12 protein-coding genes and 1 pseudogene are annotated in these 11,734 nt (G+C 66.7%); 7 read left to right on the top strand and 6 right to left on the bottom strand.

Annotated features, from left to right (window positions below):
- The first annotated feature begins 9 nt into the window (after nt 1–9).
- Nucleotides 10–330, top strand: a complete 321-nt coding sequence (locus ACJH6H_RS20480; RefSeq protein WP_318984370.1) for a putative quinol monooxygenase — start codon at nt 10–12, stop codon at nt 328–330.
- A gap of 2 nt (nt 331–332) precedes the next feature.
- Nucleotides 333–1,151, top strand: coding sequence for a mycofactocin-coupled SDR family oxidoreductase (locus ACJH6H_RS20475; RefSeq protein WP_406775679.1), 819 nt, complete (start codon nt 333–335; stop codon nt 1,149–1,151).
- Here the strand turns inward: ACJH6H_RS20475 and ACJH6H_RS20470 are convergent.
- Nucleotides 1,138–1,725 carry a hypothetical protein gene (locus ACJH6H_RS20470; protein ID WP_406775678.1) on the bottom strand — a complete coding sequence of 196 codons (588 nt, stop codon included), beginning with the start codon at nt 1,723–1,725 and terminating at the stop codon, nt 1,138–1,140. The two genes, ACJH6H_RS20475 and ACJH6H_RS20470, sit on opposite strands and share 14 nt — an antisense overlap.
- 508 nt (nt 1,726–2,233) lie before the next feature.
- Between ACJH6H_RS20470 and ACJH6H_RS20465 the strand changes: the two genes are divergently transcribed.
- Together ACJH6H_RS20465 and ACJH6H_RS20460 are read left to right on the top strand one after the other, a co-directional pair.
- A complete protein-coding gene (locus ACJH6H_RS20465) occupies nt 2,234–2,788 on the top strand; it encodes an XRE family transcriptional regulator (RefSeq protein ID WP_406775677.1) in 555 nt (184 codons plus the stop codon).
- Nucleotides 2,775–4,151 carry an ABC1 kinase family protein gene (locus tag ACJH6H_RS20460; protein WP_406775676.1) on the top strand — a complete coding sequence of 459 codons (1,377 nt, stop codon included), beginning with the start codon at nt 2,775–2,777 and terminating at the stop codon, nt 4,149–4,151. The genes ACJH6H_RS20465 and ACJH6H_RS20460 overlap by 14 nt, the downstream gene beginning before the upstream one ends.
- On the opposite strand, the gene ACJH6H_RS20455 is transcribed toward ACJH6H_RS20460, so the two are convergent.
- The 5 genes from ACJH6H_RS20455 to ACJH6H_RS20435 all read right to left on the bottom strand — a co-directional run bounded on the left by ACJH6H_RS20455 (nt 4,137) and on the right by ACJH6H_RS20435 (nt 8,941).
- Nucleotides 4,137–4,742: a TetR/AcrR family transcriptional regulator gene (locus ACJH6H_RS20455; protein ID WP_406775675.1), complete on the bottom strand. Its 606-nt coding sequence runs from the start codon at nt 4,740–4,742 to the stop codon at nt 4,137–4,139. The genes ACJH6H_RS20460 and ACJH6H_RS20455 overlap by 15 nt on opposite strands.
- Nucleotides 4,735–5,340, bottom strand: a complete 606-nt coding sequence (locus tag ACJH6H_RS20450) for a TetR/AcrR family transcriptional regulator (protein WP_406775674.1) — start codon at nt 5,338–5,340, stop codon at nt 4,735–4,737. The genes ACJH6H_RS20455 and ACJH6H_RS20450 overlap by 8 nt, the downstream gene beginning before the upstream one ends.
- A 174-nt stretch (nt 5,341–5,514) precedes the next feature.
- Nucleotides 5,515–7,194 carry a ribonuclease J gene (locus ACJH6H_RS20445; protein ID WP_406775673.1) on the bottom strand — a complete coding sequence of 560 codons (1,680 nt, stop codon included), beginning with the start codon at nt 7,192–7,194 and terminating at the stop codon, nt 5,515–5,517.
- Nucleotides 7,191–8,093 (bottom strand): 4-hydroxy-tetrahydrodipicolinate synthase, encoded by a 903-nt coding sequence (gene dapA / locus ACJH6H_RS20440; RefSeq protein WP_406775672.1) that lies wholly within the window; start codon nt 8,091–8,093, stop codon nt 7,191–7,193. Before dapA ends, ACJH6H_RS20445 begins: the two co-directional genes overlap by 4 nt.
- An 80-nt stretch (nt 8,094–8,173) precedes the next feature.
- Nucleotides 8,174–8,941 carry a FadR/GntR family transcriptional regulator gene (locus tag ACJH6H_RS20435; RefSeq protein WP_406775671.1) on the bottom strand — a complete coding sequence of 256 codons (768 nt, stop codon included), beginning with the start codon at nt 8,939–8,941 and terminating at the stop codon, nt 8,174–8,176.
- A 101-nt stretch (nt 8,942–9,042) separates the two neighbouring features.
- On the opposite strand from ACJH6H_RS20435, the gene ACJH6H_RS20430 reads away from it, so the two are divergent.
- The 3 genes and pseudogenes from ACJH6H_RS20430 to ACJH6H_RS20420 all read left to right on the top strand — a co-directional run.
- Entirely contained in the window at nt 9,043–9,972 is a 930-nt protein-coding gene (locus ACJH6H_RS20430) for a proline iminopeptidase-family hydrolase (RefSeq protein ID WP_406775670.1), read from the top strand.
- A gap of 29 nt (nt 9,973–10,001) precedes the next feature.
- Nucleotides 10,002–11,411 carry an APC family permease gene (locus tag ACJH6H_RS20425; protein WP_406775669.1) on the top strand — a complete coding sequence of 470 codons (1,410 nt, stop codon included), beginning with the start codon at nt 10,002–10,004 and terminating at the stop codon, nt 11,409–11,411.
- Between the two features lie 22 nt (nt 11,412–11,433).
- Nucleotides 11,434–11,658 (top strand): annotated as a pseudogene (locus ACJH6H_RS20420) (extradiol dioxygenase); the annotation flags it as partial.
- Between the last annotated feature and the right edge of the window lie 76 nt (nt 11,659–11,734).

Raw genomic sequence — 11,734 nt, 5'->3', positions numbered from 1 at the left:
GAGTCGTTCATGCCCGTCGTCGTCGTCGCCACCATGAAAGCCAAGCCCGAGTCCGTCGACCTGGTCCGCGCCGCGTGCGTCGAGGCCGTCGACGCCGTCCACGGCGAACCGGGCTGTGAGCTCTACTCACTGCACGAGGCCGAGGGCGGCACCTTCGTGTTCGTCGAGCAGTGGGCCGACGCGGACGCCATCAAGACCCACAGCACCGCCCCGGCCATCGGCAAGCTGTTCGGCGCCATCGGCGAGCACCTCGACGGTGCGCCCGACATCAAGATGCTGGCTCCCGTGGTCGCCGGCGATCCGGCCAAGGGCCAGCTGCGGGCGAGCTGACGATGGGTGAGCTGAGCGGCAAGGTCGCCTTCATCACCGGCGCGGCGCGCGGCCAGGGCCGTGCGCACGCGGTGAAGCTGTCGTCGATGGGCGCCGACATCATCGCCGTCGACCTGTGCGACCAGATCGCGTCGGTCCCCTACCCCATGGCCACGCCCGACGATCTGGCCGCGACGGTCAAGCTGGTCGAGGACAACGGCGCGCGAATCGTCGCCAGTCAGGCCGACGTCCGCGACCGCGACGCCCTCGAAACCGCGCTCAAGGCCGGCGTCGACGAGTTCGGTGGGCGGCTGGACATCGTGATCGCCAACGCCGGGATCGCCCCGATGGCCGGCGAAAACGCCTGGCAGGACGTCATCGACGTCAACCTCACGGGTGTCTACAACACCCTGGACGTGGCAGTGCGCCCGATGGTCAAGGCCGGCAATGGCGGGTCGATCGTGCTGATCAGCTCGGTCGCCGGACTGGTCGGACTGTCCTCACCGATGGCCGGGTCGGTGGGCTACGCCGCCGCCAAGCACGGCATGGTCGGCCTGATGCGCGTGTACGCAAACCTGCTGGCCTCGCAGAACATCCGGGTCAACTCGATCCATCCGGCCGGGGTCAACACCCCGATGATCGACAACGAGTTCACCCGGAAGTGGTTGAGCCAGTTGACCGAGGAAACCAAAGCGGGCCCGGACATGACGAACGCGCTGCCCGTGCAGGTGCTCGAGGTCGAGGACATCGCCAACACCGTGGCCTGGCTGGTGTCGGAGGCCGGCCGGTACATCACCGGCGTGACGCTGCCGGTGGATGCCGGCTTCGTCAACAAGCGCTGACGCGGCGGGCCGCCGCCGGCCCCGGCACGTCTGCCTGTGTGCGCGGCAGGCGCTGCCACCGGCGAAGCCGGCCCCACCGCGGCATCGGGTATCCCAGTGCGTGAACGAAGCCGGATTCACCGTGCAGCAACACGTTGACTTCACTCGGACCTGATACCGGATAACAGCTGTTGGAATCACCGACCGGAACGGTCTCGATCTCGTTGCCGAGAAAGACGGTGACCTGGACGACTTTCGGCGTGCCGAAAAGCAGTTGGCGGGTGCGGTTGTGCCGATCACCCAGGGCCAGGACCCCAGAGGCGATGTCGAGCTGCCCATCGAACGCCGGCTCGCCCAGTCCGCGGGTGTCCGTACCCGAATACACCCGCACGCGCACCATTCTGCCGACGAGATCGCATTCGTGGATGTTCATGGTGTGAACCCACAGCGCCCGCACGACGCCCCCATCACCGTACCCACCCGGGTGCACGTAGACGCCCGAAACACCGCCCGCGCCAACGTCTTCGATCACCACGACACTGCTGTCGGGCGCAATCTCGCTGTCGCACAGCAGCTTGTTCGTCGTGACCCCCACAGCGAAACCCCTTCCGCCGCCGCAACCGGGCAGCCGTCCCCTCGGTCCCATGTCGCTCTGCGCGCCCGGACTCATCGAATTGCCGAGGAGCGCCTCAGCACCGAGACTCTCGCCGACCGCCGGCGCCCTGCCCCCGGCAGTGCCTCGAATTCAACATTTCAGCAACAACTGACGCCTGACTGGCCGCGGCGCCCGCAGCTCCGCACAGCGAACCCACAGCTATGACACGTCGAGCGAGGTGAACACCCCGCAGTCCACCCCGCAATCCCTCCCCTTCCAGCGCCAACACCGGCACACACTCCCCCAAGCTGCCCGGATTCTGCTTTCGCGCCGAAGAATTACATATAGCGGACTGACGTGTCAACCTTTCATTTTTCGCCAGCTGTAGCGAAGTTGACGGTGGTGGGCTAACGTACTCGCTCCAGGTGCTTGGCGAACATCTGTTACATCGCCATCGGACCCGGAACGCTCCCCCAAGCGGCCACGACCGGCCATCTGGTTCCCGCACGTGCGCAGCACGTCAGAGCCAGGCAACACCATTTGGGGGAACGACATGTACGACAGGAAGCACCCGCGGAAGCCGGCGGCGAACGCCGCCTTGTTCGCCGAGCGGCTCAACAATCTCTTCGCGAGCAGCTATCCACCGACGCGGGGCCCGTATCGGAACTGCGAAGTGACTCAAGCGCTGGCTCGCCGTGGCTACGACTTGTCGGACCCCTATCTGTCGCAGCTGCGCCGTGGCGTGCGCACCCGCCCGTCCCGCCTGACAGTGCACATGTTGGCCGAATTCTTCGGTGTCCGAACCGAATACCTCGACGGCGAAGACTCCTGTTACACCCGTGCTCTCGAAAGCGAATTGGACTGGCTCCGCCTCGCCCGCAATCAATCGGTGCGCGAGGTCACCACCGCGCTGATGACCCTGCGGCCGAGCGACCGCGAGGCCCTGCTCGACTCTGCGAGTTCCCTTGCCAACCTGGACAACTCGGTTGTAAACCAGGCTGGAGGGATTCGGTTCGGCGCCATGCCCATCAATGTCGAGGCAGGCCACGTTGACGCCTGGTGATCAGCCCACCGACCGCGCCGTGCGCGGCGCACGCGTCGGGCAGGTCGCCGCCCGCGCCGCGGCGCGCCGGGCAACGAACGCCGTTCGACAGCCTTTTCTGTCCGAAGAGCAGAAAGCGCGGGCCCGCGACGAACAGATGCTGCGTCTGGCCGACGACCTCGCCACCACATTGGGCACCATGAAGGGTGCGGCGATGAAGGTCGGCCAGCTGCTCTCGCTGCTGAATTTCGGCCTCAGCTCCGCACAGACGCGGGATGAATTCTCGCGCCGGCTGTCTCCGTTGTTCAGCCGTGCCCCCGCCGTCGACAACGCCGTCATGTTTCGGTTGATGGACTCCGAGTGGGGCGCGCTGCGCAGCCAGGTGCGCACCATCGAAACCGAACCGCTGGCCACAGCGTCGCTGGGGCAGGTTTACCGAGCCCAGCTGAACGACGGCCGCGACGTGGCGGTCAAGGTCCAATACCCGTGGGCGCGTAGCGCGGTCCGCGCGGATCTGAAGAACCTGGCCCTGCTGGTACGGCTACGTGCCAGGGCCTACCCGGTCAGGGGACTGAATGCGGTGGTGGCCGAGGTCAGCCGGCAGATCACGGCAGAGCTCGACTACCGCCAGGAACTCGCCAACCACCGCGCGGTCCACGAAGCACATCGTGAACATCCGGTGTTCGTGATCCCCGAGCCGATCGACGAGTTGTGCACCGACCGCGTCTTGGTGACCGAGTACCTGGACGGCACCCAGCTACATCAACACACCGACGTCGAGCAGACGGTGCGCGACCACATCGGCGAGGCGGTCTTCCGCTTCTACTGCGCCAACATCTACACCAGCGGCGAGTTCTGCGCCGACCCGCACCCGGGCAACATCCTGCGCCTGCCGGACAACCGAATCGGTTTCCTCGATTTCGGCCTGTACGTACGGATGAGCCGAGCCCAGGTCGATCTGGAACGGTCGGTGCTGAAGGCGGTCATGCGCGGCGACGCCGCGACCGCACATCGGCTGGCCAGCACGGCCGGATTCATCGTCGATGCCGAGGCGCTGCCCCCGGAGATGGCCTTGGAGTACATCCGGGCCGTCGCCGGGTGGTATCTCACTCCGGGGCTGAGCCAGGTCACCGACAAGGTCGCGTACAAGGCGTTGTCACAGGCGATGCTGCCCCAATCCGATTACCGCTCAGGGATATTCAGGCAGCGCATGCACAGCGCACACGCTTTCTCACGCCGGACGGAGATGAGCGTGTGCGCACTGTTGGGCACGCTGCAAGCTCGGGGTCGCTGGCACGACATCGCTTCGGAATGGGTCCTGGACGCCGCGCCCACGACCGAGATGGGACAGCAGATAGCCCGCTGGCGCTCACGAATCCGGTAGCACCCGGCGCAGCCCGCCCAACAGAAAGGCCGCACATGACTGCGCGATGGGCTCCGGGTCGACGTCGGTGCCGTCACCGACGAGCATCGGGAACGTCGCCATCAACACACACGACACCACCGCCTGTCCGGCGGTACGCACATCGGCGTTGTCGCGAATCCACCCCTGCCGGCGTCCCACCTCCAGGAATGCGGCCACCTGCGCCCCGAGTTGTTCGTATGCGGCAAGCACCGATTCGTAGGCCTGTTCGTCAACGCCGGGTGCGGCAATCGCCACGAAGGACACCAGCGCACGGTTTTTCGCGATGTAGGTCACGGCGCGGCGCACGCGGTCGGTGAACTCGGCGACGTACGCGGTGCGGCTGGTCCATTCGGCCGGCTCATCTTCGCCGGCGATCGCGGCCGAAATCTCTTGGACGGTCCGGGACTGGACGGAATCGAGGAGGTCCCGCTTGCTGCGGAAGTAGTTGTAGAAGGTGCCGTGGCCGACCCCGCAGCGGGCGGTGATATCGGCGACGTCCACGTCGCGGTATCCACGCTCGATGAACAAGTCGGTGGCCGCCGCGTACAGCTCGGCAGCTCTCTCAGGCATCGCTGGTCTCCCCGTCGGCGGTGTCCTCGGTCAGCAATCCCTGATCGGCGATCCCCGAGATCGACGCCAGAAAGGTGGCGCGCGACTCGGCCGTCCTGTCCCCCCGCATCGACATCAGCAACCCCGGGCCGGACAAACCGACCACCAGGCGGCCCAGCAACGCCCACGTGTCGCGGTGATCCACCGAGGCGTAGTCGGGGTTCGCCGTCTCGAACAGCCGCGCGAACGCGACGTCCACCGTCGACAGGAGCCCGCTGACCCGGAACCGCAGTTCGGGGTCGATGGCGCTGCTTTCCACCGTGAGCAGCCGGACGATCGCAGGATCCTCGTCGACGAGATCGAACAGACGGGTCCCGAACAGCGTGATGAGCTCCATGGCCTGGTGGTAGTCGGTCAGGTCCAGGCTCGCCAGCGAGCCGATCCGCAGTGCCCGCGCAGCTTTCGTGACCGCGTAATCGAAGACGTCGTCGAGCAGATCCCGCTTGCTCGGGTAATACCGGTACAACGTGCCCTGGCCGACGTTGGCGTGACGGGCGATATCCGACATCGTCGTCTGGTCATAGCCGCGAGCGGTCAGCACGGCATACGCAGCCCGCACGATCTCCTTGCGCCTGGCAGCTCGCAAATCGGCGTTGGCCGGCCTGCCGCGCGCACGGCGATCGGAGGCTTGACCCCCCCGCGGCAAAGTCACCGGGCCGAGTTTAGTGGTACGGACCGACCCCGATGCGAGTTTCCCTCGTACCGAGGCTTTACGCCGGTTATTGTCGCGGGGCTAAATTTCGAGAACGGTCGGCACGATCATCGGCTGGCGCCGGTAGGTCTCGCCGACCCACTTGCCGACGGCCCGCCGCACCGCCTGGGCAATGCGCGCCGGATCGGTAACCTGCTCGGAGACAAGAGTTTCCAGCGCCGCCTGCGCCTTCTCGGCGCCCGGCTCGAGGGCCTTCGGGTCCTCGGAGAAGCCGCGCGAGTGCAGGTGCACCGGGGCCACCGGCTTGCCGGTCTCGCGGCTGATCACCACGGTGACCGCGATGAAACCCGAAGTCAGCGTGAGCCTTTCGCCCAGGGTGGCGTCGCCGACATCGCCCAGCACCAGACCGTCGACGAACACCTTGCCGACCGGCACGGCGCCCGCGATCCGGGCCTGCCCGTTGATCAGGTCGACACTGACGCCGTTCTCGGCGAGGACGACGTTCTCCTCCGGCACCCCGGTACGCATGGCGAGTTTGGCGTTGGCACGCAGGTGCCGCCAGGTGCCGTGCACGGGCATGACGTTGCGCGGCCGCACCCCGCGGTACAGGAACAGCAGCTCGCCGGCAAACGCATGGCCGGAAACATGCACGCGCACTTGCTGATTGGTCACGACGCGGGCGCCGATCTTGGCCAGCGAGTCGATCACGCCGTAGACGGCTTCCTCGTTGCCGGGGATCAGCGAGCTGGACAGGATGATCAGGTCACCCGCCGTCAGCGTGATGCTGCGGTGCTCGCCGCGGGACATCCGGGACAGCGCCGCCATGGGCTCGCCCTGCGTACCGGTCGTGATCAGCACGACGCGGTCGGCCGGCAGCAGCTCGGCCGCACCGATGTCGATGACGTCATCGTCGTCGACGTTGAGGAAGCCGAGTTCCTTGGCGATCCCCATGTTGCGGACCATCGAGCGGCCGACGAAGGAGACCTTGCGCCCCAGCGCCACGGCGGCGTCGATGATCTGCTGCACACGGTCGACGTTCGAGGCGAAGCACGCCACGATGACGCGGCCGTCCGCGCCGCGGATCAGCCGGTGCAGGTTGGGACCGACCTCGCTCTCGGAGGGACTGACGCCGGGAATCTCGGCGTTGGTCGAGTCGCACAAGAACAGGTCGACGCCCTGTTCGCCGAGCCGGGACATGCCGGGCAGGTCGGTTGGCCGGCCGTCCGGCGGCAGTTGGTCGAGCTTGATGTCACCGGTGTGCAGCACCGTGCCGGCGCCGGTGTGCACGGCGATCGCGAGGGCGTCGGGAATCGAGTGGTTGACCGCGAAGTACTCGCACTCGAACACCCCGTGGGTGCTGCGCTGACCCTCGGCGACGATCTGCATGTTCGGCTTGAGCCGGTGCTCGCGGCACTTGGCGGCCACCAGGGCCAGCGTGAACCGAGAGCCCACCACGGGAATGTCCGGCCGCATCTTGAGCAGATACGGGATGGCGCCGATGTGGTCCTCGTGCGCGTGGGTGAGCACCAGGGCCTCGATATCGGCCAGCCGGTCCTCGATGTGCCGGATGTCCGGCAGGATCAGGTCGACGGCGGGCTCGTCGTGCGTCGGGAACAGCACGCCGCAGTCGATGATGAGCAGCCGGCCCAGGTGCTCGAAAACGGTCATGTTGCGGCCGATTTCGCTGATGCCGCCCAGGGCCGTCACACGCAGACCGCCCGGCTCCAATGGGCCGGGCGGTGCGAAGTCGGGTCTGGTCACGCAAGCACCGATGCCGTGCGCAGGTCCGCGGCGAGTGCCGTCAGCTGGTCCGGCGTGGCGGGCACCTGCGGCAACCGCGGGTTACCGACCTCGATACCCAGCAACCGCAGGCCTTCCTTGCTCATGGTGACGCCGCCCAGTCGGTTCTGCGCCTCGCCGAGCGAGTACAGGCCCACATGAATCTTGCGCGCGGTCGCGATGTCGCCGGAATTGAAGGCCGACAACATGTCCCGCAGCTGGCCGGCGGCCACGTGACCCCAGACGCTGATGAACCCGGTGGCGCCCATCGCGAGCCACGGCAGGTTGAGCGTGTCGTCGCCGGAGTAGTAGGCCAATCCGGTCTCGGCCATCATCTGCGCGCCGCCGTTGAGATCACCCTTGGCGTCCTTGACCGCGACGATGTTCGGGTGCGCCGACAGCGTGCGGATGGTGTCCCATTCGATCGGGACCGCCGAGCGCGGCGGGATGTCGTAGAGGACCACCGGGAGGTCGGTGGCGTCGGCGACGGCGGTGAAGTGCGCGACGAGGCCGGCCTGCGGCGGCTTCGAGTAGTACGGCGTCACCACGAGCAGACCGTGCGCGCCGGCCGCGGCGCTGGCCTTGGCCAGATGGACGCTGTGCGCGGTGTCGTAGCTGCCGGCGCCGGCGATGATGCGGGCCCGGTCACCGACCTCTTCGAGAACCGCCTCGAGCAGGGCGATCTTCTCGTCGTCGGTGGTGGTCGGCGACTCGCCGGTGGTGCCGGAAACGACGAGGCCGTCGCACCCCTTGTCGACCAGGTACTTGGCTACCTTCTTCGCACCAGCCAGATCAAGCGAGCCGTCCGGGCCGAACGGCGTCACCATGGCAGTCAGCACGGTGCCCAAGCGTGCGCTGACGTCGATTCCGGTGGTGGTCACGGGCGACAAGATTACCCGCTGGTTCGCCCTGGTTTTGCACCGCCGCCCGCTGCGGCCGCGCGCGGCGCCGAGCGGCGGGCTCAGTCGATGAGCATCCCGGCACGGCGCATCGCCGCCGAGATGTTCTCGAAATCGATTGCCACGTGAGCGCGTGCCAGCGCCTCGGCGTCATCGCCGCGGCCTTCGGTTATGGCGTCGACGAGCGTCGTGTGCTCACCCAGCGCGCGCAGTTCCATCTCCCGCATGGTCACCGGCTCGCCCCACACATGCGCCGGAGCGCCGATGCTGACGGACGCTTCCAGGTCGAGCAGCACCTGTTTGAGGACGGCGTTGTGGGCGGCATCCATGATCGCGAGGTGCAGGGCGCTGTCCGCTTGCTGGGCGGCCAAACCGCTGTCGGCCCGGCGGTAGTCGTCGAGACACCGCCGCAGCACGTCGATGTCGCCGTCGGTGCGGGATTCCGCCGCGGCGCGACTCACCGCGCCGTGGACGCGGCAGATCGCGTCACACCGGTCGCGAATCTCGTCGACCCGCATCCGCAGGGTGCGGACCACCGCTTCCGTGGACGAGTCCGGCCACTGCTGCAACACGTACGAGCCACCGCCACGGCCCCGCCGCGTCTCCACCAGACCGCGGTCCACCAAGCGGGCGAGTGCCGCGCGCACCGTCATCCGGCCGACCCGCAGCGACGCGGCCAGTTCACGTTCGGCGGGCAGCCGGGCATTGGGCAGGTATTCGCCGATGGCGATGGCAGTGACCAGCCGATCGGTGATCTCGTCGACCCGAGTCGATGATTCGAGTTCGCGGTCGAGCAGGCCGGGGGCATCCACACCGTGGAGATGTGTCATCGCCGGCTCCCTTCCTGTCGACACACAGAGTATCGACACGGATTGTTAAATCTCGATTAATGGTCTTGTGATGAGACCATTAATGAAACATGCTGGCCGTCATGCCGACCACCCGCCACCACGTGCCGTTCCGCGACTACGAGACCTGGGTCCAGGTGACCGCGCCCGAGTCGCCCGCGCCGGGTGCTCTGCCGCTGTTCGTCCTGCACGGAGGGCCGGGCATGGCCCACAACTACGTACGCAACATCGCCGAACTGGCCGCCGAAACCGGCCGCACCGTCATCCATTACGACCAGCTCGGCTGCGGCAACAGCACCCATCTGCCCGACGCCCCCGCCGCATTCTGGACACCGGAGCTCTTCGTCGACGAATTCCACACCGTCCGTGCCGCCCTGGGCATCGACGAGTACCACCTGCTGGGCCAGTCCTGGGGCGGCATGCTGGGCGCGGAGATCGCCGTGCGCCGGCCACCGGGGCTCGCGTCGCTCGTCATCTGCAACTCGCCGGCGTCGATGGAACTCTGGATGGCCGGCTGCGCACAGCTGCGCGCGCAGTTGCCACCGGATGTCGAGGCCGCGCTGACGCGCCACGAGGAAGCGGGCACGGTCGACGATCCGGAGTACCTGGCGGCGACCGACGAGTTCTACGCGCGCCACCTGTGCCGCGTCGTCCCCATGCCGCAGGATCTGGCCGACACCATCGCGCAGATGGAGGCGGAGCCCACCGTCTATCACACGATGAACGGGCCCAACGAATTTCACGTCATGGGCACGTTGCGCACGTGGAGCATCATCGATCGGCTGCCCGCGATCGACGCGCCGACGCTCGTCATCGCCGGCGAGTTCGACGAGGCCACCCCCGACTCCTGGCAGCCGTTCCTCGACCACATCGACGGTGCCGTCGGCCACGTGTTCCCCGGCACCAGTCACTGTTCGCATCTCGAGAAGCCCGCGGAATTCCGCGCTTTCGTCGCCGCATTCCTCGCCAACCACGACGCCAACCACGATCTGGCCACCGACGCCCTGGTCTGAACCCATCCGCTCGACCCGATAGGACTGCCATGGCAACCACCACCCGCCTCGCCACCGGCGAAGGTCAACGCGCCCTCGAATCATTCGGCTACAAGCAGGAACTCAATCGTTCCGTCTCGACTGTCGACCTCATCGTCTACGGGCTGGTGTTCATGGTGCCGATCGCACCGTGGACCATCTTCGGCGTCGTCTACAACAGCGCCGGCGGCATGGTGCCACTGGTGTATCTCATCGGCCTAATCGCGATGGTGTTCACGGCGACGGCGTACGCGCAGATGGCCAAGTCGTTCCCGCTCGCCGGATCGGTGTTCTCGTATGTCGGCCGCGGAATCCATCCCGGCGCGGGCTTTTTCGCGGGATGGGCGATCCTCCTGGATTACCTCCTGATACCGACGCTGCTGTACGTATTGGCCGCCGAATCGATGATCGGCCTCTTCCCCGGGACGCCGCGATGGCTGTGGGCGCTGGTGTTCGTCCTGGTCAACACCGTCATCAATCTGCTCGGCGTCGACTCACTCAAGATGGCCAACCGGCTGTTCCTGGTACTCGAGCTCGTCTTCCTCGTGATCTTCGTGGTCATCGCGGTGCGGGCCATCAACGGTGACTCGCTGCCCAATGTGCACTGGAGCACGACGCCGATCTGGAATCCGGAAACCGTCAGCGCTCCGCTGATCGCCGCCGCGCTGTCGATCGCCGTGCTGAGTTTCCTTGGCTTCGACGGCATTTCGACCCTCGCCGAGGAATCCACGGGCACCCGCAACCCGGCCGGCAAAGCGATGATCGGCGCGTTGTTCATCGTGGCGTTCCTGTTCATCGGCCAGACCTGGCTGGCCAGCCTGTTGGCCGGCGGTCGGACCTCGTTCAGCGACGACGAGGCAGGCAACGCATTCTTCAAACTGGTCGAGGCAGCGTCCAGCACGGGGTGGATGAACGCCTTCTTCGTCGTCAACGTGCTGGCCGTGGGATTCGCCAACGCGATGGCCGCGCAGGCCGCGACCAGCCGGCTGCTGTTCTCGATGAGCCGCGACCGGCAGCTACCGGCTTTCCTGTCCAACGTCAGCTCCCGCAAGGTGCCATACGCCGCGATCGTGTTGGTCAGCGCGATCAGCGTGGTGCTCGTGCTGTTCTTCGTCGGCCAGATCGCGCTCATCTCGTCACTGGTGAACTTCGGCGCGCTGTTCGCCTTCTGCCTACTGCACGTGTCGGTGGTGTGGTACTACCTCGGCCGCAAGAAGTCGCGGAACTATCTACTGCACCTGGTGGTGCCGACGCTCGGCTTCCTCATCATCGGCTACGTGCTGTTCAACGCGGATTCGCTGGCCAAGATCGGCGGCATCGTGTGGCTGGGCATCGGGACGGTGGTATTCATCGTCAACAAGCTGCGCGGCCGCGCCGTGCCCGCGCTCGGCGAAACACCGCAACACGACGTCACCGGCTAGCACCCGGCATTAGAGTCGGATGATGCTCGGCCATCTCGGCATCAACGTGCCCGATCTGGGGGCAGCCAAGAATTACTACGACGAATTGATGCCGTTGGTAGGTTTCGAGCCTTTCATCGCCGCCGATGATCAGTTCGCCTTTCGCCCGGCCGGCGGCAAACCTGGCACCTTCCTGTTTTTCTATCCGACCGCAGAGCCCGGTGACTACTCGCGGCACCGCACCGGGCTGCAACACCTCGCCTTTATGGGCTCTTCATGATTGAGGGTGTAGAACGGTCAGCTGCTGTCGGCCTGTGATTGGGGTGTCTGGTTGGCTGGGTGTG

Origin of the sequence: Mycobacterium sp. SMC-21 (genome assembly GCF_045310825.1) — a bacterium.
Classification (GTDB): Bacteria; Actinomycetota; Actinomycetes; order Mycobacteriales; family Mycobacteriaceae; genus Mycobacterium.
This window is presented reverse-complemented; position numbering and strand designations above follow the sequence as displayed.

Bases quoted from the DNA above. Each gene is read 5' to 3' on its own strand.
- ACJH6H_RS20480 (WP_318984370.1), top strand. From the start codon at position 10: ATGCCCGTCGTCGTCGTCGCCACCATGAAAGCCAAGCCCGAGTCCGTC.
- ACJH6H_RS20475 (WP_406775679.1), top strand. From the start codon at position 333: ATGGGTGAGCTGAGCGGCAAGGTCGCCTTCATCACCGGCGCGGCGCGC.
- ACJH6H_RS20455 (WP_406775675.1), bottom strand. From the start codon at position 4,742: ATGCCTGAGAGAGCTGCCGAGCTGTACGCGGCGGCCACCGACTTGTTC.
- ACJH6H_RS20435 (WP_406775671.1), bottom strand. From the start codon at position 8,941: ATGACACATCTCCACGGTGTGGATGCCCCCGGCCTGCTCGACCGCGAA.
- ACJH6H_RS20430 (WP_406775670.1), top strand. From the start codon at position 9,043: ATGCCGACCACCCGCCACCACGTGCCGTTCCGCGACTACGAGACCTGG.
- ACJH6H_RS20425 (WP_406775669.1), top strand. From the start codon at position 10,002: ATGGCAACCACCACCCGCCTCGCCACCGGCGAAGGTCAACGCGCCCTC.